Source organism: Kitasatospora sp. NPDC059408, from assembly GCF_042751525.1.
Lineage (GTDB): Bacteria > Actinomycetota > Actinomycetes > Streptomycetales > Streptomycetaceae > Kitasatospora.
On record NZ_JBHYWI010000051.1, the window covers coordinates 12,521 to 33,628 of the forward strand.

Sequence of the window (21,108 nt, forward strand, 5' to 3'; positions counted from 1 at the left end):
GGGTGGCCCGCCGGGCTCCGGCCCCGGGTGATCCCGAACGAACTGCGGCACCGCCGAGGTGCCGCAGGAGAAGTACTCGCGCTGCCCCGAGCGGGGCAGGTACGCACGGCGCGCCCCTGGGAAGGGCCGGGCCGGGAAACGGAACAGACGAACATGACCGCAGAGCACGCCACCGGCCACGGTGAGCTGGACGACGCCGAGTACGCCGAGTTCATGGCCCTCGCCGCCGAAGAGGGCTTCGACCTCGACGACGTGTACGGCCTCGACGCCGCAGAGCACCTCCGGCTGCCGGTGCTGGCCATCGTCGGCCGCCCGAACGTCGGCAAGTCGACCCTCGTGAACCGCATCATCGGCCGCCGCGAGGCCGTCGTCGAGGACAAGCCGGGCGTCACCCGCGACCGGGTCAGCTACGAGGCCAGCTGGAACGGCCGCCGCTTCAAGGTCGTCGACACCGGCGGCTGGGAGATCGACGTCCTCGGCATCGACGCGATGGTGGCCGCCCAGGCCGAGCTCGGCATCGAGCAGGCCGACGCGGTGCTGTTCGTCGTCGACGCCACCGTCGGCGCCACCGACACCGACGAGGCCCTGATCAAGATCATCCGCCGGGCCGGCAAGCCGACCGTCCTGTGCGCCAACAAGGTCGACGGCCAGTCCACCGAGGCCGAGGCCGCCTACCTGTGGTCCCTCGGCCTGGGCGAGCCGTACCCCGTCTCGGCCCTCCACGGCCGCGGCTCCGGCGACCTGCTCGACGCCGTCATGGCCGCCCTGCCCGAGGCCCCGCCGCAGACCTTCGGCGGCGCCGCCCCCGGCGGCCCGCGCCGCGTCGCGCTGATCGGGCGCCCGAACGTCGGCAAGTCCAGCCTGCTCAACAAGGTCGCCGGCGAGGAGCGCGTCGTCGTCAACGAGCTGGCCGGCACCACCCGCGACCCGGTCGACGAGATGATCGAACTCGGCGGCAAGACCTGGAAGTTCGTCGACACGGCCGGCATCCGCCGCCGCGTGCACCTCACCGCCGGCGCCGACTTCTACGCCTCGCTGCGCACCGCCTCCGCGCTGGAGAAGGCCGAGGTCGCGGTCGTCCTGATCGACGCCAGCGAGACCCTGGCCGAGCAGGACACCCGCATCATCTCGATGGCCGTCGAGGCCGGGCGCGCCGTCGTCATCGCCTACAACAAGTGGGACCAGCTGGACGAGGAGCGCCGCTACTACCTGGAGCGCGAGATCGAGCGCGACCTCGTCCAGGTGCAGTGGGCCCCGCGCGTCAACGTCTCGGCCAAGACCGGCCGGCACATGGAGAGGCTCGTCCCGGCGATCGAGACCGCGCTGGACGGCTGGGAGACCCGCATCCCGACCGCCCGCCTGAACGCCTTCCTCGGCGAGCTCGTCGCCTCCCACCCGCACCCGATCCGCGGCGGCAAGCAGCCGCGCATCCTGTTCGGCACCCAGGCGGGCTCCCGTCCGCCGCGCTTCGTGCTGTTCGCCTCGGGCTTCCTGGAGGCGGGCTACCGCCGCTTCATCGAGCGCCGCCTGCGCGAGGAGTTCGGCTTCGTCGGGACTCCGATCTCGATCTCGGTGCGCGTGCGGGAGAAGCGCAACAAGAAGAAGTAGTAGTAGCACCGGCACCGCTTGGTGCGTGGGGCCGTAGGCGCCCGCGCACCTTCGCGAGTGAGGGCCTCGTCGCTTCGGCGGCGGGGCCCTCGGTCGTTCGGTGGTGCCTGGTGCCTGGTGCCTGGTGCCTGGTGCCTGGTGCCTGGTGCGGGTGGCCTGGTGGTGCCTGGTCGGGTCGTTCGGTGGTGCCCGGTGGTGCCCCGTCGTGCCCGGCCCGGTCGTTCGGTGGTGCCCGGTGGTGCCCGGTTCGGGCGGCGGGTCAGTGGTGGTCGCCCATGCGGCCCGGCGGGAGGGACAGCATCTGCCGGTGCCGTCCGCCGGCGGCGGCGGACGGGGCCGTGCCCATCATCGGGGACGGGACCGGGGGCGGCGCGGGCATCGGGTGGGGCACCTGGCCCGGCGAGCCGAGGAAGCCGGCGGCCACCCAGCCCTGGCCGTTGGTGAACTGCGGTGTGGGCTGGACCTGGTGGCCGTTCGGCTGGTGGTGCCCGCCGGGGTGGTGGTTCGTGATGTGGTGATGGCCGGTGGCGTGTGCACCGGGGGTGTGGGGCCCGGTGGCGTGATGGCCGGTGGCGTGGGGACCGGCCGGGTGGTTTCCGGTGGTCTGGTGCCCGGTGCTGTGGTGCCCGGTGCTGTGGTGTCCCGTTGGGTGGTGGCCGGTGGCGTGCTGCGTGGCCTGTCCGTAGCCGTCGCTCGTGGGGTTGGCGGGGTGCGGGTTCGCCTGCTGGGCGGGCATGAACTGCGGCAGGCCCGCCGCCTGGCCCCCGTAGGTCTGGAACGCCTGCTGCTGCGGGTACGACCGCGGGTCCACCGGTAGCGGGTACCCCTCCCGGATCGCGAAGCCGGTGAACTTCAGGTCCTCCTCGCCCGACCGGTCGCCCGGCAGCGCGCGGAACAGCCGCCGGTACTCGGAGTACAGCTCGTCGTAGATCGGCGTCGTCGAGTGGGGGTGCTCGGCGTCGTACGACGGGCGCATGCCCGGGATCGATCGGGGGACGGTGGCGGTCCTGCCGGGGGTCGCGGAGACGTCGTAGCTGTACACACAGGGGCCAACGAGCGAAGTCGTCCGGGGATGCGGGGTCGGGGGACCCGGCCGGAAGGTGGCCTATGCCGATCGGAGGGCCGCCTTCCGGCCGTGGGGGCGTCGGGCCAGGGTGGTGCGGGGTCTTGCGGTGTGCTGCGGTGTGCTGCGGGGTGTTGCGGTGTGGGGTGGCGTGGGGTGGTCGATGCGCGGGGGCGCGGGCCGGGCGGCGCGCTGGGGTGGCGTGGGGCCGGGGTACGGCTCAGGTGCCGGCGAGCGGGAGGGAGGCGGCGACGACCCGGCCCATCGACACCGCGCGCTCCAGCGCCTGGCGGAGCAGGTCCTCGCGCGGCTGCCGGCCGACCGTCCCGGCCGGTACGGCGTACATCGTCACCTCGGACAGCTGACTCGCGGCCAGCCGCCACGCGTCCGTCACCTGGAGCGGCTGGTGCGCCTGCCACCAGCCGGTGCTGCCGCCGGCCGCCGCGGGCTGCAGGATCGCGTGCAGCTTGCCCATGGCCACCAGGACCGACCAGCCCGGGAGTTGGTCGGGCGTCTCGTCGAGGTCGGCGACGGGCTGGAAGCCGGCGTCCTGGAGCAGGTCGAGGAACTCGTCCTCGCCGGTGGTGTTGCCCGGCCGGCCGACCGGCCCGGTCGGCTCGACCACGAGCGACGCGTGACCGACCTTGCCGTGCAGCACCAGGCCGCAGGTGATGCCGAGGATGGCGGCCTGGCCGGGGGCGCTGGGCCGGTCGTCGGCGACCGGGGCGCCGAGCGCCGGGGTGGTCGCCGCGGGGACCGGGGCGGTGGGCGTCCCCACGGCGGACGGCGCGGGCGCGTTGACGGCGGGGAGGCCCGGCGTGTCGGTCTGGGCCTGGTTGATGCTGCGGACGGCTCCGGCCAGCTGCTCCTCCGCCACCGGCACCACCTGGGACGGGATGCAGCGGGCGTGGGCGAAGGCGAGCACGGCGGTCTCGTCTCCCACGAACAGCACCGTGCTGGTGGGGTCCGAGTAGGTGTCACCGGGAGTGCGGCAGGAGGTGCACTCGTAGCTGTCGGGGGCGCGGTCGCCGCCGAGGAGGCGGTCGGCCTCGTCGTCGCCGATCTCGGACCGGACCTCGTCGCTGACGTCGAGCATGCGCGGCACAGGGTCTCCTGGAGTGGGTCTTGATTGCGGTTACGGGGAGGTCGCCATAACCAACGGACCCCTGTGTCAGGCGTCACGGGTGGTCGTCGAGGCTGACGGGAATTGCCCCGGATCCGACCGCAGTGCGTGTTCCTGTGGTCGCAATGTGTCGATGTCGTGGGCGGGCCTGCCGGAATGAAACCGTGAGGTAGGTCACCCGGCCTGGATGTTTGATCTTGGAAGTAGTGGCCAAAACGGACAATTCAGGCAGGATTGTGTTGTCGTTACCGCTGGTAACCCTTGCGTGAGCTGGGCAGACCGTTCGGGTTTTGGTTTCCCCGCCGACCGCCTCGTAGCTTCTTGGACGGCGCAACGAGCGCCACCCGGGTTCACCCCCGACGCACAGCCCGCCGGTCCCGCACCGGCAGCGGCACGTGCCCGCCGACGCGACCGCTCGAACAGGTCGTCGGCGAGCGGCTGGGTGGCCGGGGCGGCAGCGGCACGTCCGACACGTGCACGGCCGTCCGACGGACGCGGCAAGGAACGCGGCCCCTTCCAGGGCCTGGTTCCGCCTGCCCGCCCGGGGCTGTCGAGAGGAACCCCATGACCTTCCGTCACGAGACCGCCGCTGCCACCACCTCCACCGCCACCAAGCGCAACCGCGTGCGCATGGCGGTCGTCGCGGGCGCCGCCGTCGCGGCCCTGCCGGTGGCCGGCCTCGTCACGGCCACCTCGGCCTCCGCCGCCCCCGTCTCCACCTGGGACGCCGTCGCCCAGTGCGAGAGCGGCGGCAACTGGGCCATCAACACGGGCAACGGCTTCTACGGCGGCCTGCAGTTCACCTCCAGCACCTGGGCCGCCTTCGGCGGCACCGCCTACGCCTCGCAGGCCAACCAGGCCACCAAGGCGCAGCAGATCTCCGTCGCGGAGAAGGTCCTCGCCTCGCAGGGCCCGGGCGCCTGGCCCGTGTGCTCCGTCAAGGCCGGCCTGACCAAGGGCGGGGCCCCGGCCGCCGTCGACACCTCGGCCGGCGCGAACACCGCCAAGCCGACCGCTCCGGCCGCGAAGCCGGCCGCCCCGGCTGCCAAGCCCACCCAGGCCCCGAAGGCCGACGCCGCCGTGAAGGCCGCGCCGAAGGCCGACAAGGGCGCGCAGTCCTGGAACCGCTCGAACGACGCCAAGCCCGTCGCCCCGGCTGCTCCGGCCAAGGGTGGCAGCTACACCGTCAAGTCCGGTGACACGCTGAGCGCCATCGCCGCCGCGCAGGGCCTCGACTGGCACGACCTGTACAAGAACAACGCCAAGGTCGTCGGCGGCAACCCGGACCTGATCTTCCCGGGCCAGGTCCTGAGCATCTGACGTCGATCGACGGTGATCGGCGTCGATCGACGGCGGGTGACACCAGGGGTCCTTGAGGGTGCCCGTTGCCTCGTCCAGGTCATCGTCACGGCCGCTTCTCCGCTGCGCGGGGGAGCGGCCGTCGGCGTGTCCGGCGTGTCGGGGCGGGGGTCGCCGCGGCGCGCCTAGGGTCGGCTGCTGTGCCGCATTCGTGTGATGAGCGTTCCGGGTGGGGCGTTGCGGCGTTGCCGGTCGCCGTCCTGCTGGCCGTGACGGCGCTCTGCGCGGCGGCACTGGTGCCGGTCGGGGGACGGGCCTGGTCGGCCGTGCGGGTCGCGGACCTCATCTGGGACGAGCTCGCCGACTGCGAGAGCGGCGGCGACTGGCGGGCCGACACCGGCAACGGCTACTACGGCGGCCTGCAGATCTGGGCGCCCACCTGGACGGAGGCGGGCGGCCTCCGCTTCGCCGACCGGCCGGACCACGCGACCCGCCGCGAGCAGACCACCGTGGGGGAGGAGATCCTCCGGCGGCAGGGCTGGGAGGCGTGGCCGGACTGCGCGCGGGAACTGGGGCTGGTGGGGTGAGGGCGTCCGCCTCGGTCTCCGGTCTCCGGCGGGGCTTCTGGGTGGTGAGGTTCTGGTGGGTGAGGTTTCTGCTGGGGTGGGGGCTTCCGGCCGGTGGTGCGCGAGGATGGTGGCGTGATCCAGGGCGAGCTGTTCGGTGACCCTTCGGAGCCCTCCGCCCCGCGCGAGCGCTCCGAACCGGCGCCCGGCGCCGTCCTCCTCCCCGGCTGGCTGGACGCCGACGCCCAGCTGCGCCTCGTCGCGGCCTGCCGGGAGTGGGCCCGCGGCCCGGCCGGCCTGCACGCCGTCCGGATGCCCACGGGCGGGCTGATGTCCGTCCGGATGGTGAGCCTCGGCTGGCACTGGTACCCCTACGGCTACCGGCGGACCGCCGACGACGGCGCGCCGGTCAAGCCGTTCCCGCCGCTCCTCTCGGACCTCGCCCGGCGCGCGGTGGCGGACGCGTACGGGGAGCGGGCCGCGCGGATCGCCGGCGCCGCGTCCTACGAGCCGGACACCGCGATCGTCAACCACTACGCGCACGGCGCCAGGATGGGCCTCCACCAGGACCGCGACGAGCGGACGGACGCCCCCGTCGTATCACTCTCGCTCGGCGACACCTGCGTCTTCCGGCTCGGGAACACCGAGACCCGGACCCGGCCGTGGACCGATCTGGAGCTGTACAGCGGCGACCTGCTCGTCTTCGGCGGGCCGGCCCGGTTCGCGTACCACGGGGTGGTGCGGACGCTCGCGGGGACGGCGGATCCGGCGCTGGGGCTCGTGGGGCGGCTCAACATCACCGTGCGGGAGTCGGGGCTGGTGTAGGGCCGAGGTGGCGAGCGGGTGGTCGGCGAGTGGGTGGTCGGCAGGCCGGCGGGTTGGCGGGTCCGCAGGTCGGCGATCGGGCACTCGTTCGAGTGAATCGGGGGGTCGGGTCCGGGGAGCGGGAATTCCAGCGGTCGCCGGAGGATTCGAGTGAGCTGGAGAATTCGAGAGGAACGGGCTCCGGCAGGCGGGCGGAATACCTCCGTCCGGGCCGCGGTCCCGGAGAGCCCGGAGAGGAAGCGCAGCCATGGGTACCCCCGTCGACGACCTCGTCGATCTGCTCGACCTGGAGCAGATCGAGCTGAACATCTTCCGTGGTCGCAGTCCCGAGGAGGCGCTGCAGCGCACGTTCGGCGGCCAGGTCGCCGGACAGGCGCTGGTCGCCGCGGGGCGGACGGTCGACGACGACCGGCCGGTGCACTCGCTGCACGCCTACTTCCTGCGCCCCGGGGTTCCCGGCGTGCCGATCGTCTACCAGGTCGACCGGATCCGCGACGGCCGCTCCTTCACCACCCGTCGGGTGCTCGCCATCCAGGGCGGGCGCTCGATCTTCGCCCTCACGGCCGACTTCCACCACCCCGAGGAGGGCGGCATCGAGCACCAGGTCCCCATGCCGGGGGTCCCCGCTCCGGAGGAGCTGCCCAGCGCCCTGGAGGAGGTCGGCGCCCGGCTCGGCGAACTGCCCCCGTTCATCAGCCGCCGCCAGCCCTTCGACATCCGCTACGTCGACCGCCTGCGCTGGACGAAGGAGGAGCTGACGGACGTCGAGGCGCGCAGCGGCGTCTGGCTGCGGACGAACGGCGCCCTGCCCGACAACCCGCTGATACACGTCTGCGCCCTGACGTACGCGAGCGACATGACGCTCCTCGACGCCGTGCGCGCCCCGGTCGAGCCGCTCTGGGGCACCAGACACTTCGACATGGCCTCGCTGGACCACGCGATGTGGTTCCACCGTCCGTTCCGCGCCGATGACTGGCTGCTCTACCAGCAGGAATCCCCGATCGCCCACGGCGCGCGCGGGCTCGCCCGCGGGGAGATCTTCGACCGGAACGGGCAACTGGTCGTTTCCGTGGTGCAGGAAGGCCTGTTCCGGCGGCTGAAGGGGTGACTGGCTGGAGGGGTGACGGGGTTGAAGCGGTGACGGGCTGGAGGGAAGCGGTCCGATTGCGTCCCGTTGCCGCCGTGTTTCCGTTTCCGGTCGGGCGGCGGTGACGGGAATGGACCGGCCGCGTGGCCGGTGTTGTGCTGGGTGATCGAGAAAGGGCGGCCCGCGGAACGGCTGGTCGCCGAGACGGGCGGTCCGCCGGGCGGCGGGCCGCGGACCGGATTGGGAGGGTCTGCCGATGACGGAGACGGCCGCGGAGGACTGGAAGCACTGGAGCGACCACCGGGCGGCGTCGGTGAGCGCGCCGCACGGGCAGCTCGCACTCACGGGCACGCACTGGCTGGAGCCCGAGCCCGGCGAGCTCCCCGGCCCGCCCGGGCTCTGGTGGGCCGACGCGGAGGGCGTCCGACTGCGTGCGGTGGCGGCCGACGGCATCACGGTCGGCGGCGCCACGGCCGGCGGCGACGCCTCGCCCGTCGACGGCGAGGTCCTGCTCCGCCCCGACACCGATCCGGCCGCCGACATCGCCACCCTCGGCGACGTCCTGCTCGTCCCGATCGAGCGCGAGGGCGAGTTGGCCCTGCGGGTCTTCGACCCCGCCGCGCCCCGCCGGGAGTCCTTCGCCGGCATCTCCGCCTACCCCTACTCGCCGGAGTGGGCCGTCCCCGCCGTCTTCACCCCGTTCGACGCCGCCGACGCGCAGTCGGTCGTGGTCCCGAACGCGGACGGCAAGGAGCGCCCGCTGGCCGTCACCGGGCAGATCGCGTTCACGGTTGCCGGCGAGCACCGCACCCTGACCGTCAGCAGCACGGGCGACCGCCTCAGCGGCGTCATCGCCGACGCGACGAGCGGCATCGACACCTACCGCTTCCGCTTCATCACCCTCCCCGCACCGGACGCCGACGGCCGCACCGTGCTCGACCTCAACCGGGCCTACCTGCCGCCGTGCGCCTTCGCGGACCACTTCATCTGCCCGTTCCCGCCGCCGGGCAACCGGCTGGACTTCGCGGTGGAGGCGGGGGAGAAGCAGGTCCTGACCCGGTAGCCACGGGCCGGCCGGGGCCTGGCGGCTCTCTCCCGGGGCGCCGGCGGTTTTCTCCCGGGCGTCGGTGGCTGCTCTCCCGGGGCAGGTGGCCGCTCGTCCGGCCCCCGGCGGCTGTTCGTCCGGGCCCCGGTGGGGAGCATGCGGACGGCGGGGCGGAACATGGACGGTTGTGCCGAACGACCATCATTCATCAACGCGTCCTTCAGAGGCCTCGCCGCCCGCCGACCCCGTCCCGCCGCCCCCGGAGGCCGCCGCCCCCTGGTACCGGCGGGCGTTCGCCGACCTCAGCCCGCTGCGCGACCACGCCGACTACCGGCGGGTCTGGGTGGGCCAGGCCGTTTCCTCCATAGGCCAGCAGATGACGGCCGTCGCCGTCTCCGTCCAGGTCTACGACCTGACCCACTCCGCCTTCGCCACCGGCGTGGTCGGCCTCTTCTCGTTCGTCCCGCTCATCGCCTTCGGCCTTTACGGCGGCGTGATCGCCGACCGCGTGGACCGACGCAAGCTCGGCCTCATCGGCGCCGCGGGCCTGGCCCTCGTCTCCGCCGTCCTCGCCGTCCAGGCCATCGCCGGCCTCGGCCAGGTCGCCGTCCTCTACGCCGCCGTCGCCGCCCAGGCCTGCTTCTTCGCCCTCAGCTCGCCCGCACGCTCCGCGATGATCCCGCGCCTCGTCCCGTCCCACCAGCTCCCCGCGGCCAACGCCCTGAACACCGTCAGCATGAACCTCGGCATGACCGTGGGCCCCATGCTCGGCGGACTCCTCATCGGCGCCTACGGAGCCCAGTCGGCCTTCCTCGTCGACACCGTCGCCTTCACTGGCACCCTCTACGCGATGTGGCGCCTGCCCGCCATGCGGCCACTCGGCGAGGGCAAGGCCCGCGCCTCCGTCCTCGACGGCCTCCGCTTCCTGCGCGAGCAGCCCAACCTGCGCACCAGCTTCCTCGCCGACCTCGCCGCGATGATCTTCGGCCTGCCGCGCTCCCTCTTCCCCGCCATCGCCGTCACCTTCTACGGCGGCGACGCCCGCACCGTCGGCCTCCTCGTCTCCGCCCCAGCCGTCGGCGCCCTGATCGGCGCCCTCTTCTCCGGCTGGGTCGCCCGCATCCACCGCCAGGGCGTCGCCGTTCTCGCCGCCGTCGCCGCGTGGGGCCTCGCCATCGCCACCTTCGGCCTGCTCCACAACCTCTGGCTCGGCCTCCTCCTGCTCGCCCTCGCCGGCTGCGCCGACACCGTCAGCATGATCTTCCGCAGCACGATGATGCAGGTCGCGGCCCCGGACGAGATGCGCGGACGCCTCCAGGGCATCTTCATGGTCGTCGTCGTGGGCGGCCCCCGCCTCGGAGACTTCGAGTCCGGCGCCGTCGCAGCCCTCACCAGCCCCGCGACCTCCGTGATCACCGGCGGCCTCGCCTGCGTCGCCGCCGTCCTCCTCCTCGCCGCCCGCCGCCCCGCCTTCCTCACCTACGACGCCCGCCACCCGACGCCCTGATCAACCCCCCGCCCCGCCCCACCTCGAAACCCGGCAGCGAGCACCCCTCCACGTGCTGTATTGTTTTCCACGTCGCCGGGACAACCGGAGACAAGGTCGAGAAGCCGACCGGCAGAGCCCCCCAGGCCCCGCCGCCCGGCACCGAGACCACGGGACGTGGCGCAGCTTGGTAGCGCACTTGACTGGGGGTCAAGGGGTCGCAGGTTCAAATCCTGTCGTCCCGACTGTGAAGTCGCTTGTGAGAGCGGGTACTTGGGAAACCGAGTGCCCGCTCTTTCTGGTTTTCGGGGCCCGTTTTTTGGTCCCGAGTGGTCCCAAAATGGTCCCCAGGTTTGGCTGCAGATTCCTCGCCACTCGTTGCTCCAGTGGCTGGTGTGCGGATTGTTCTTCGATCTCAAGGTGAAGTGCGAGACCTCCTTGCCGTTTCGCTGGAGCGAGGTGTGGAGGCGCACTTGACCTTCGGTCAAGCGCGCCGGCCGCGGGTCAAGTGGGTCAAACTGGTTCATATCGGGTCATTTCTAAGGCCCTTCTGGCGCCTACTGCTTGCCGTGGTGTGATTCGGGCAGCATCGGAGCGGCTTGTCAGCGGCCATTTCGAGGCGATGGCAGTTACGGCGTGTTACCAGCGGCGGGTGATCTGGCCGTCGCGTTGTAGCTTCTCGAGGTGATGGGTGAGGGCTTGGCCGGCTTCCAGGATCCGGAGCACGTCGGGGTGGAAGTAGCGCTGGGTGGTGGTGATGAGCCGGTGGCCTGCGATTTCCTTGAGGATGTGCGGAAGGGTGCCGGCGTCGGCCATCCAGGTCAGGCCGGTGTGGCGCAGGTCGTGGCGGCGCAGGTGTTCGTAGTCGAGGTCCCGGGTGACGTCGTCCCAGTGGGTGGCGTCGCGCAGGACTGCGGTGCTGATGCGACCGCCGCGCGGGCCGGTGTAGAGGCGGGCGTCCGGGTCGCCTCGCGTCGCTTGGAGCCGCCTGATGATGAGCGGGCGCAATGGTTCGATGATCGGGATGAGGCGGGCGACCCTACCCTTGGTGTGCTTGTCGACCAGCCCGCCGGGGGCGGGGGTGGTCTGTCGGCGGCAGGTCAGGAGCCACTTGTCGGTATCGATGTCGCGGGCCCGGACTCCGGAGACCTCGCCGATCCGTGTGGCGGTGCAGGCGCTGTGGACGACGACATCACCCCATCCGCGATAGCGGTTGTATGAGGCCGCGACCAGGGCATCGGCGAGTTCGGTGAGGGCGTCCCAGTCGCGCAGGGCGAGGGAACGGGGGTCCCGCAGTTCGTCTTCGACCTGCTGGTATTCGCGCTGCCAGCCGGTGATGTGGGCGGGGTTGCGTTCGAGGATGCCGTCCACGATGGCCTGCTCGAAGATGCGGGAGAGCATGGCGAGGGTGTTCTTGATGGTGGAGCGGCTGCAGCCATCGGCGATCCAGCCGAAAACTGCCGCAGTGATGAGAGCGGTGGTGATCAGGCGGAGGGGGAGCCGCCCGAGCTCGGGCTCGATCCGCAGGTGCCAGCCGGCGAGGTATGGGGCGTGCGTGGTGGTTTCCAGCCCGGTCAGGATGACCGGGAAGCGGAGGTTGACGTAGTCACCCAACGGCATGGAGGCCAGAGACGGGAGGACAGGGCTGCCGGTGGCGTCGGCCAGAATGGTCAGCCATTGGGTGACCAGTGTCGGGTCGAGCCCATTGTGGACAGCCCCTGCCAGGAAGCTGGCCCAGGCCTGTGTCTGGGCTGGGGTGGCCTGGGAGGCCGGCGGGCGGCGGCTGGTGAGCGGCGAAGTGCAGTATTGCGAGCGCAAGCCGCTTGGAGGGGCCGGAAGGTCGGCGGTGGTGATCTCGCTGAACGGGTCCGGGGTGGCTGACTTCCAGGGATGCGTTGAAGTACTCATGCACCATGGTTGCGCCGATTCACCTTGCTTGTTTGATGCCGTCATGGTGTCATTGCTTCATGCTCTATGGTGTGCCATCGCTGCAGGACATCGACCAGTCCGTCCTCGCGGAGATCGACGAGATGCGCGACCGGTTGCGTCTCCATCTGCGCACTTCACGTCGCTGGGAAGGGCAGCTGCGGCGTAATCTCACGGCGAGGGCGATCGCAGGATCGAACACGATCGAGGGCTACGCCGCGAGCGTGTCGGACGTCGAGGACATCATGGTCGGCGAAGCGCCGATCGATGCGAACGACATCGTCACGGCCGAGATTGAGGGCTATCGGCAGGCGATGACCTACATCCAGCGCCTCGCCGAAGCGGGCGACGACTTCGCCTACAGCAAGGGCCTGCTCAACGCGCTGCACTTCATGATGCAGGGCCACCACCTGATCAAACGGCCCGGCTGGTGGCGCTCGGGGCCTGTGTACGTGACCTCCGCTGAGGACCCGACGATCGCTGCCTACACCGCCCCCGATAGCCAGCAACTGCCGGAACTGACCAGTGAGCTGGTGGAGTGGCTGAACGAGGGCGACCTGGACGCACCCGGGCTGGTGCGGGCATCGATGGCGCACCTGAACCTGGTGGCGATTCATCCGTGGTCGGACGGCAACGGCCGGATGTCCCGCGCCCTTCACACGCTAGTCCTCGCCCGCGAAGGGATCATGGCGCCGGAGTTCTCCAGCATCGAGGAGTGGCTAGGCCGGGCCCGCAACACCTACCGCTACTACGACATCCTCGCCGAGGTCGGCGGCCCCGTCTGGACCCCCGATCGTGACACCCTCCCCTGGGTCCGCTTCTGCCTGCGCGCCCACCATCAGCAGGCGCAGACCGTCGAACGCCAGGTGAACACCACCCGTGAGGTCTGGAGTGGCCTCGACGAAGCCGTCGAGCAGCGCGGCTGGCCCGACCGCATGCTCTACGCCCTCTACCCCGCCGCCATGGGCAACCGAGTCCGCCGCGCCACCTACCAGGCCGACGCCGAGCTGAGCGAGCAGCAGGCGCAGCGCGACATCCGCGAACTCGTCCGAGTCGGCTGGCTCGCTGCGAAGGGCGAGGCTCAGGGCCGCTACTACACCGCCGGACTGGACCTCCCCGAGGCGATCACCCGCGGGGTGCGCGAGCCCCGACCGCTGCGCGACCCGTACACGTAGGTGTTGTCCGCAGTAAGAGAGGACTCGGCACCCTGGTGGCGGAGTGCCGTCCCAGCCGGCGTTCGTTACGTTCACGGATCAGAGCCGCAGTTCATGGGTGGCCACAGGGCCGGGGTAAAGCCCAAACCGTCGATAGCCCGTTTGTGTCGGTGTTGCCGAGGGGCCGGCGGTCACCGGCGCCGGATCAGGTCCCAGCCCGTCAAGCGCGCAGGATCCAGACCTGGTTGGTGGTGGCGTTGCAGTCCCAGATGGCCAGCGGGGCACTGGTGAGGGAGAAGTCAGGGGTGTTGAGGCACTTGGCGGACTGCGGGTTGAGCAGGGTGCCATCGGTGGTGCCGTTGTGCAGCACCGTCCCCGGCACTGGCCGAAGACCTAGAACGTTCCGTCACCGGGCAAGGGCCAGGACTGGTTGGGCTGCCCGCGCATGGCCGCTGGCCGACGGGTTGAGGTTGGCGCGACCGTTGCCCTTGGCGTCCAGACACTCGCTGGTGCAGCCGGGCCTGTTACCTGTGCCGAAGGTGGTCGAGCCCAGACGTCGGCCATCGGGGCCGTGGCGCTCTGCTGGCTACGCAGGTCTGGCTCCAACTCAGCTGAGCGAGGCATCCCTATTGCCGTCAGCTCACAGTTGAGCAGGTGAGCCGCAGGCGTGAGTCGCCAGTTGATCGAACTAGCCATAGCTTCGTTCTCGCACGTATGGCCTGTGCATCGGAAATTAGCCGAACCGGCCTCAGCCGGCGCACGAGCGGCGTAATCTCCAGATGAACGATCCTCCGGGCCGCAGCTACAGCGCTGTGAATCTAGATGATCTTGATGGGGTGCGATGGCAGGGGGTATCCGTGTTCGGCGGGCGCATGAAGGTCGTTGCCTATCTGAACCACGACAAAGCGCTCTTCTACCGCGTGGTACTGGATGTACTGCTGGACGAGGAAGCTCGACTGGGAATCCACCTCAGTACGACGGAGGTTGTTCAGCGAGTTCAGGAAACACTGTCGGTCGAACCGGAACTCCTAGCACAACTCCCTTCCGTCGACGCTCTACTGGATGACTTGTACCGGTGGGGCAACGTGGACCGCATCCACAACACCCGGCGGATCGCCACGCCGGAGGAGTATCTCCAGCGAGACTTCTTGTACCAGCTGACGTCAGCCGGCGCCCGGGTCCACCGCGAAATGACCCGGATCGACCAGGACATGGCTGATGCTGGTGCACTGCAGTCCTCGATGCTGCCGGAGGTCCTCACATCCCTTGCCGCGTTGGTCCGCGCCCTGCGCCCAGGTGAGGAGGACCTGGAGGCGGCACTGGGCGCCTTCCGGACGACCACCAACGGGTTCGCGCGACTTTCGGAGGACGCGAAGCTCTTCGTCCAGGGCCTCAACGGCTCTCTCGCTTCTGAGGAAATCCGCGACCCAGAGACCTTCATTGGATACAAGAACATCGTGGTCCGATACCTGCGTTCATTCACCGTGGTGCTGCATCAGAGCTCTCCTCTGATCGCCAAGCTGATTACCCAGGCAGAGAGGGCGAGGCTGCTGTCGAGGCTCGGGGAACTCGCCGCCTTGGAAACCGCTCCGGTCCTCGGGCTGAGCCATGAGGAAGCCGTTGACCGTGAGGTGGAACGGATGCGCGAGCGGTGGAATGGCCTGCGCCGGTGGTTCGTGCCAACCACCGATCGACCACCGGTTGCGGAACTACTTCTCGATCGCGCTTCCGATGCAATCAACTTCATCATCCTCACCGTTGGCCACATCAACGACCAGAGATTCCGCCGGGCGAGCCGCACGGCCGACCTGGTGGCCTTGGCTGGCTGGTTCGACAGCTTCGACCGGGCAAGCAGCGTGCATGAGTCCACCGCCCTCTGGCGCACGGCCTTTGGGAACTACGCCGCTCGCCATCTCGGTCATCCCGGGGCACAAGAGGTTGGCACGGATCTGCAGGCCGAGACCAGTTGGTGGAACAGCGACCCCGCTCCGGTCTCCGCCGAGCTCCGGACCCGGGGACCCCGAGCGGACTCGGGGCCGTTGCCGCGCATCCGTAACCCGCGGCGCACGAAAAGCCTGCTCGCTGCACGGCAGCAGCAAGAGCATGCAACCGTGGAGGCCGCAGAGAGGTCGCTCGCCGCCAGAGGGCCAGTCAGATTGTCGGAACTTGGCCAGCTGAACGCGGCCGAGGCTGAGGTCTTTCTCGGTTGCCTGTCCCTGGTGCTATCGGTGCGAGGCCGAGCCGGCGGCATCCGACGTGCCCGGACACCAGACGGGCGCCTTCTCGTCACCCTGGGTTCCGCACTGACCGAACGTGCCGGAGCCGGAGTGGGGCTTCGCGGCGGGCGGCTGAGCACCAGGGACTTCCAGCTCACACTGTCGCTGAACGAGCGGGGCAGAAGGTGAGCAACTGGGCGGGACAGGACGGCCACGAGTGTCGTGAAGTGATCCGCGCGCTACTGCGGAATCCGACGCTGCGACGACGGGGCCGGCGTGGACGGCTGATCGATCAGGCCCGTCAGCACGAGGAGGAGCTCCGGGCCTGGTTCGACCACCGACTCGGCTGGCCGCTACTGGTGGAACGAGACCGCGTGCGACTGCTGAAGGTCCCCGAGGATCCAGGCCGCTTCCCCGATCCCTCGGTTCCGACAGCGCGGCAGTGCGCGCTGTACTGCATGGTGTTGGCCGTTCTGATGGACTGCGGGCAGCAGACCATCATCACCGAGCTCGCCGACCGCGTCACCGCGCTCACCACTGCGAGCAGCTCGATCCGCCGGTTCGACGCGACGATGACCCGCGAGCGCCGCGACCTGATCGCCGCAATTCGGCGCCTCACTGATGACGGTGTGCTGGTGCCCACCCGGGACGCCGGGATCACGGCGGACCACGAACAGGCCTACGTCACCGGCGGCGGAAACGCTGTCTACGACATCGACCATCGCACGGCTGCTTTCGCGATAGCCTGCCCCGTGCCGCCCAGCCTGGCTGAAGGGCCGGATGGCCTGCTGCGCGTGAAAGACGGCGATCTCGCAGGCCACGAACCCACGGACGGCGAACTGCGGCAGGCTGTCATGCGCCGACTCGTCGATCATCCTGTCGTGTACGCCGATGACCTGCCGGCTGCCCAGCGGATCTACCTCGCCGAGCATCTGGACGAACTCGTAGCCGACCTCCGCCTCAGCTTGGACACCCGCGTGGAAGTCCGCGCCGACGGTCTGGCCATTGTGGACCAGGACTTCTCCGACCTGGAATTTCCTGCGGCGAGCGCTGCATCCGTCGCTGCCCTGGCGCTGGCCGATCTGCTGGCCGGCGAGGCGAACGCGGGCACCGGCACGAGCTTCACGGTCCGGGGCGACCGCCTCCTCGAACTGGCCGATCTGGTGGCCGCGAAGATTAGTCGCGTCGTGTCGAAGATCGAAGGCAAGACCGTCGATGCCACCGTCACGCTCCGATACGCGCTTCCGGTACTGGTCCAGTTCGGCCTTGTAGACCCCCATGAGGACGGCATCCGGGTCCGTGCCGCTGTCGCCCGATACCGCGATCCCACCGGACGTGGTGCCCGTGTCCACGGAGAGGCGCTGCTGCTGTTCGGCCCTGAGCCAGACGGGTCCGAGCAGGGCTCGCCATCGACTGTCCGCCCTTCGAAGATGGAAGACCCCCACGGTGACGGAACCGAGTGACGGATCGCCGAGTACGGTCCTGCAGCGAATTCTCGACGGCGCACTGCCTGTACCGGAACGTCAGCGGTTCCAACAGCTCCGCCTGGGCCTGATCGGTATCTGGGAGTACGAGGAGCAGGAGTTCGTCTCATACGGTCATGGCCTGATCCTGCGCGGCCGGAACGGGGCCGGAAAGACAAAGGTGATGGAGGTCACCAGTCCACTCCTGCTGGATGCGGTCCTCAGTGCCCGGCGGCTGGACCCGTTCGGCTCCACAGCCCGCCCGATGCGGGACAACCTCCTGCACCGCGGGCGCAGCCAGCGCGTTGGTTACAGCTGGTGCGAGTACGGGCGTGTCGCCGAGGATGGCAGCCACGAGTACGTCACCATCGGCATCGGTATGCGGGCCAGCACCTCCGTGAAGGGCGGGCTGCACAAGCCCTGGTTCTTTGTCACCGCGAAGCGCGTCGGCCAGGACTTCGACCTACTCAATGAGCAGCGGCAGCCGCATCTGCGGAAGCAACTGGAAGCCCGGCTCGGCGCCCACAGCGTCTTCGAGGATCGCCGCGAGTACCGGGCTGCCGTCGCCGAATGCCTCTTCGGCTTCAGCCCCGGGAGGCTGGCCTCCCTGGTGGAGTTGCTCCTCGTGCTCCGCAAGCCCAAGCTCAGCGAGAACTTCAACGGCGAGAAGCTCAGCCGGATGCTCAGCAACGGCCTCCCGCCGGTCAGCACCGCGCTCCTGGACGACCTCGCGGTCCGTTTCGACCAGTTGGCCCGTGACCGTAAGGACCTCGCTCAGCAGAAGCGGCACCTCCTGGGCATGCAGGCATTCCGGTCCGTGTACACCAGGTATGCACGGCGTTGGACACGGAGTCTGGCTGACCAGGTACTCAAGGCCGAACAGTCGCTTGACGAAGCCACACGTGGCCGCGACAAGGCGTCCAAGGATTTGGCCGCTGCCGAGAGGGCACTTGAGCAGGCCACACAGGAGCGGGAGCGACTCAAGGCACGGCGAGAGAAGCTTCAGACTGCTCTTGGGGAGTTGCGTGTCAACCCGCTGATGGAGCAGCACGAACTCCTCTCCCGGCTGCAGGAACAAACCGAGGAGATCGAGGCGAAACTCCCCGAACTGCAGGAGCGGTACGACGAGGCCGCAGCCGCGGTAACCGACGCCGCGTCAGCCGCTGACGAGAAGAGGCAACACCTCACCGATGCGGTGAACGCACTGGGCAGAGCCGAGGAAGTGTCCCTGTCCCGTGCGGCACAGACCCGGATCGAGGACACCCACCTCCAACACGTTCCCGGGATCCGCACAGAGCCGCAGGAGGCCGAGGCCACACTGATCGGCCATGTACAGGCCCGTGCCAGTGTTCTCGAACGAGCCGTGGAACTCGCAACTGCTGTCCAGAAGGCTCAGACCGCTTTCGACCAGGCCGATGGAACCTTCCAGAAGAGCAGGGCACTCTGCAACAAATCGAAGAAGGCCATGGGCGACCATGAGGACGAACTATCCAACCAAATCTCCTTGCTCCGTGAAGGCCTTTCCGACTGGAGCGACCGCTGCCGCGAGTTCAGACTGACGGACAACGAGCACACCTCGCTGAACACGGTCGTACCGACTTTTGGTCTACCTGGCTCTTCCACGCTGGCACAGGAACTCACCCGCCTAGCCAGGCGCCGGCACGAGCAACTGGCAGTCGTGGAAGCCCGTCTGGCGAGCGACCAGAGGCGCGCTACGGACGATCACAACACGCTGGCACAGACTCGTCTGCGGGTGGCTCAGGAGACCGATCCACTCCCGCCCCCACCGCCCCATCAGCGCCGCGACCGCACTGCGGCCACCGACGGGGCACCGCTGTGGAGGCTACTGGAGTTCGTCCCACACCTCAGTGACTCGGAGAAGACCGGGCTGGAGGCCGCGCTCCTCGGCTCGGGCATTCTCGACGCCTGGGTCACCTCCTCAGGCGCTGTCCTCGGCAGCACGACCCTCGACACCTTCCTCCCAGCCAACCGTGCGCCAGTTCCCGGACCTTCGCTCACGACAGTCCTGCAGCCGGTCGACAACCCGCTGGTCCCCGCCGAGGCGACCGCCAGCGTCCTCGCAGGTCTCGCCCTCGCCCAACCAGATGCCCCGCGGCCTCCCGGCGACTGGATCGCTGCCGACGGGTCCTGGCGCATCGGACCCGCCCATGGCCGGACCACCGCCTCGCAGCCCGCTTACATCGGCGCCGCGGCCCGCGAAGCGGAGCGCCAGCGCCGCTTGAAGGCACTCGACGAGCAGATCGCTGCTCTGGATGTCCTGCTCTTCGAGCTGGACGAGCAGCTCAAAGCCACTCGCGGGCGTCAGGACGACCTCGCCTCCGAGTACGAGGATGCGGCCGGTCTCGATCTACCGCTGCGTCGCTGCCAGCAGGAACTGGCGACCGCAAGGCAGGTCTTCGAAGCCCATGACAAACAACGACAACTCGACGAGGCAGCCGTGGCCGAGCGGCGGCAGGAGCTGGAGGACTCCCGAACTGATCTCGATCGCTACGCATGGGAACGCGGGACCGCCACCCGGCTGGACGCACTGGCTTCCGAGCAACACGCACTGCAGGAGTACCGCACGAGCCTTGACGCCCTGTTCCGCAAGGTCGCGGCCTGGGCTCACCAAACACAGCAGTGCAAGGACGCGGACACACTCCTGAACACCTGCCAGGTTCATCTGACCGTAGTCGACAAGGACCAGAAGGCGGCAGTCCGGGACGCCCGCCAGAAGCGCGAGCAGTACGAGGTGCGTCACCGCATGGTCGGCGCGGATGTCGATGCCGTGCTGGCGGAGCTGGCCGCCACCCAGACAGAACTCACAGAGACGGGTAAGCAGGAGGACATCAATGGCAAGGTAGTCGACCAGGTCAAGGAGCAGGTAGTCCTGCGCAAGGAGACCCACAGGCAGAAGCTCGAACTCGTTGAGCAGCGCAAGGAATCGCTGATCGACCGGTCCGCCGACTACGACAAACTCCAGCAGCTCGGCTTCACGGAGTTGGTGTCTGCCGACCATACCGGACCAGACCCTGAAGCGAGCGCCGCTGTTCGTGCCAGGGCGCTGCTTCCCGAACTCGCAAACGATCCAGGCGATCAGAGCGCTCTCGACCAGTCACGCGACGACGTCGACCAGGCCAGGCACCAGCTCGAACGGGAGCTTGCCGGCCAGGACTGGACTGTCCGCAGCGGCAACGACGACCGGCTGGTCACCGTCCGGCTGATCCACAACGGTCGCAGCAACACGATCACCCAGGCGTTGGCGGTCGTCGAGACGGAGGTCCGCGAACGTACTCGCCTCCTCGATACGAGCGAGCACGACCTCTTCACCGAGGTCCTCCTCGGACAGGTCGGCGACCACCTGCGCCGTCGTCGTGCTGGAGCCAGGGCACTGGTCGACGAGATGAATCGTCTACTCGGGTTGCGCCGTACCGCCTCCGGGCAGGTCATGCGACTGGTCTGGGAACCGGACCCTGAAAAGGGCCGAGAGACCAGGGAGGCTCTGGACACGCTGGACAAGCAGGCAAGCCGGTTCCTTCCCGACAGCGCACGCGAGCACCTCATCACGTTCCTGGGCCAGCAGATCGCGACAGCTCGCGAGGCGGAGGGCGGGACCGACTGGAAGGCCCATCTGCGGGCCGCTCTCGACTACCGGACCTGGAGCCGTATTCGCGTCCAGTACAAGACCGGACCGCAGCAGAAGTGGGTCGACATCGACTCCGGCATGCACGGCAAGGGCTCAGGCGGGGAGAAAGCCGTGATGCTGCAACTCCCGCTCTTCGCTGCTGCCGCCGCCCACTACGCCGGCGCGGCACCCACTGCTCCCCGTCCTGTCTACCTGGATGAGGCATTCGCCGGTATCGATGCCGAAATGCGGGGCGAGTGCATGGGTCTGCTCGTCGAGCTCGACCTGGACTTCGTCATGGCGAGCCACGACGAGTGGGGTTTCTACGAGGAGGTCCCCGGAGTCGCGACCTACCAACTCTTCCGTGATCCCCAGACCGAAGGTGTGCTGACCACACCGATCATCTGGGACGGGGCTCGACGCCATGTCATGGTTGATCCGGCACTCATCGGCGGTGCGGGACTGGACTTCGGCATTGATGACGATGACCTCGACGACCCCGAAGAGGCGGACGGGGAGGATCTCTACCCGGACGACGAGGAAGACGTCTTCGACGCCGAGGGCGAGGACGACCACCACAACCGGAAGGACGACCCGATCAGCGAAACGGACCTGGACTGAC

Annotated in this window: 15 protein-coding genes and 1 tRNA gene; 12 read left to right on the forward strand and 4 right to left on the reverse strand. The window is 69.6% G+C overall.

Going from position 1 to position 21,108, the window contains the following annotated elements; all coding sequences use genetic code 11:
- The first annotated feature begins 153 nt into the window (after nucleotides 1-153).
- Complete coding sequence (gene der / locus ACFXDE_RS28945; RefSeq protein WP_380497618.1) at nucleotides 154-1,608, forward strand: ribosome biogenesis GTPase Der; 1,455 nt, start codon at nucleotides 154-156, stop codon at nucleotides 1,606-1,608.
- A gap of 259 nt (nucleotides 1,609-1,867) precedes the next feature.
- Here the strand turns inward: der and ACFXDE_RS28950 are convergent, their stop codons facing one another.
- The gene (locus ACFXDE_RS28950) at nucleotides 1,868-2,650 is read right to left on the reverse strand and encodes a hypothetical protein (RefSeq protein WP_380497620.1); all 783 of its coding nucleotides are present in this window, start codon (nucleotides 2,648-2,650) and stop codon (nucleotides 1,868-1,870) included.
- A 241-nt stretch (nucleotides 2,651-2,891) separates the two neighbouring features.
- Nucleotides 2,892-3,776, reverse strand: coding sequence for a hypothetical protein (locus ACFXDE_RS28955; protein WP_380497621.1), 885 nt, complete (start codon nucleotides 3,774-3,776; stop codon nucleotides 2,892-2,894).
- Nucleotides 3,777-4,358: 582 nt separating this feature from the next.
- Here ACFXDE_RS28955 and ACFXDE_RS28960 point away from each other — a divergent pair.
- The 7 genes from ACFXDE_RS28960 (at nucleotide 4,359) to ACFXDE_RS28990 (ending at nucleotide 10,347) form a co-directional block, all read left to right on the forward strand.
- The gene (locus ACFXDE_RS28960) at nucleotides 4,359-5,114 is read left to right on the forward strand and encodes a transglycosylase family protein (RefSeq protein ID WP_380497622.1); all 756 of its coding nucleotides are present in this window, start codon (nucleotides 4,359-4,361) and stop codon (nucleotides 5,112-5,114) included.
- Between the two features lie 224 nt (nucleotides 5,115-5,338).
- A complete protein-coding gene (locus tag ACFXDE_RS28965) occupies nucleotides 5,339-5,680 on the forward strand; it encodes a transglycosylase family protein (protein WP_380497624.1) in 342 nt (113 codons plus the stop codon).
- Nucleotides 5,681-5,797: 117 nt separating this feature from the next.
- Nucleotides 5,798-6,484, forward strand: a complete 687-nt coding sequence (locus tag ACFXDE_RS28970; RefSeq protein WP_380497657.1) for an alpha-ketoglutarate-dependent dioxygenase AlkB family protein — start codon at nucleotides 5,798-5,800, stop codon at nucleotides 6,482-6,484.
- Nucleotides 6,485-6,731: 247 nt separating this feature from the next.
- Complete coding sequence (locus ACFXDE_RS28975) at nucleotides 6,732-7,592, forward strand: acyl-CoA thioesterase (RefSeq protein ID WP_380445366.1); 861 nt, start codon at nucleotides 6,732-6,734, stop codon at nucleotides 7,590-7,592.
- Between the two features lie 235 nt (nucleotides 7,593-7,827).
- Nucleotides 7,828-8,634: a DUF1684 domain-containing protein gene (locus ACFXDE_RS28980; RefSeq protein ID WP_380497625.1), complete on the forward strand. Its 807-nt coding sequence runs from the start codon at nucleotides 7,828-7,830 to the stop codon at nucleotides 8,632-8,634.
- Between the two features lie 169 nt (nucleotides 8,635-8,803).
- Nucleotides 8,804-10,123, forward strand: a complete 1,320-nt coding sequence (locus ACFXDE_RS28985; RefSeq protein WP_380497627.1) for an MFS transporter — start codon at nucleotides 8,804-8,806, stop codon at nucleotides 10,121-10,123.
- Between the two features lie 150 nt (nucleotides 10,124-10,273).
- Nucleotides 10,274-10,347 (forward strand) — tRNA-Pro (locus tag ACFXDE_RS28990).
- A gap of 394 nt (nucleotides 10,348-10,741) precedes the next feature.
- On the opposite strand, the gene ACFXDE_RS28995 is transcribed toward ACFXDE_RS28990, so the two are convergent.
- A complete protein-coding gene (locus ACFXDE_RS28995) occupies nucleotides 10,742-12,010 on the reverse strand; it encodes a tyrosine-type recombinase/integrase (RefSeq protein ID WP_380497629.1) in 1,269 nt (422 codons plus the stop codon).
- Between the two features lie 71 nt (nucleotides 12,011-12,081).
- Between ACFXDE_RS28995 and ACFXDE_RS29000 the strand changes: the two genes are divergently transcribed.
- Nucleotides 12,082-13,203, forward strand: a complete 1,122-nt coding sequence (locus tag ACFXDE_RS29000) for a Fic family protein (protein WP_380497630.1) — start codon at nucleotides 12,082-12,084, stop codon at nucleotides 13,201-13,203.
- A 199-nt stretch (nucleotides 13,204-13,402) separates the two neighbouring features.
- Here the strand turns inward: ACFXDE_RS29000 and ACFXDE_RS29005 are convergent, their stop codons facing one another.
- On the reverse strand, nucleotides 13,403-13,564 hold the full coding sequence (locus tag ACFXDE_RS29005) for a hypothetical protein (RefSeq protein WP_380497631.1): 162 nt from the start codon (nucleotides 13,562-13,564) through the stop codon (nucleotides 13,403-13,405).
- Nucleotides 13,565-13,961: 397 nt separating this feature from the next.
- On the opposite strand from ACFXDE_RS29005, the gene ACFXDE_RS29010 reads away from it, so the two are divergent.
- Genes ACFXDE_RS29010 through ACFXDE_RS29020 form a run of 3 tightly spaced genes read left to right on the forward strand, consistent with a single transcriptional unit; the run spans nucleotide 13,962 to nucleotide 21,107 of the window.
- Nucleotides 13,962-15,587 carry a TIGR02677 family protein gene (locus ACFXDE_RS29010; RefSeq protein ID WP_380497633.1) on the forward strand — a complete coding sequence of 542 codons (1,626 nt, stop codon included), beginning with the start codon at nucleotides 13,962-13,964 and terminating at the stop codon, nucleotides 15,585-15,587.
- The gene (locus ACFXDE_RS29015) at nucleotides 15,584-16,861 is read left to right on the forward strand and encodes a TIGR02678 family protein (protein ID WP_380497634.1); all 1,278 of its coding nucleotides are present in this window, start codon (nucleotides 15,584-15,586) and stop codon (nucleotides 16,859-16,861) included. The genes ACFXDE_RS29010 and ACFXDE_RS29015 overlap by 4 nt, the downstream gene beginning before the upstream one ends.
- Nucleotides 16,845-21,107 carry a TIGR02680 family protein gene (locus ACFXDE_RS29020; RefSeq protein ID WP_380497635.1) on the forward strand — a complete coding sequence of 1,421 codons (4,263 nt, stop codon included), beginning with the start codon at nucleotides 16,845-16,847 and terminating at the stop codon, nucleotides 21,105-21,107. The genes ACFXDE_RS29015 and ACFXDE_RS29020 overlap by 17 nt, the downstream gene beginning before the upstream one ends.
- Nucleotide 21,108: the final 1 nt, after the last annotated feature.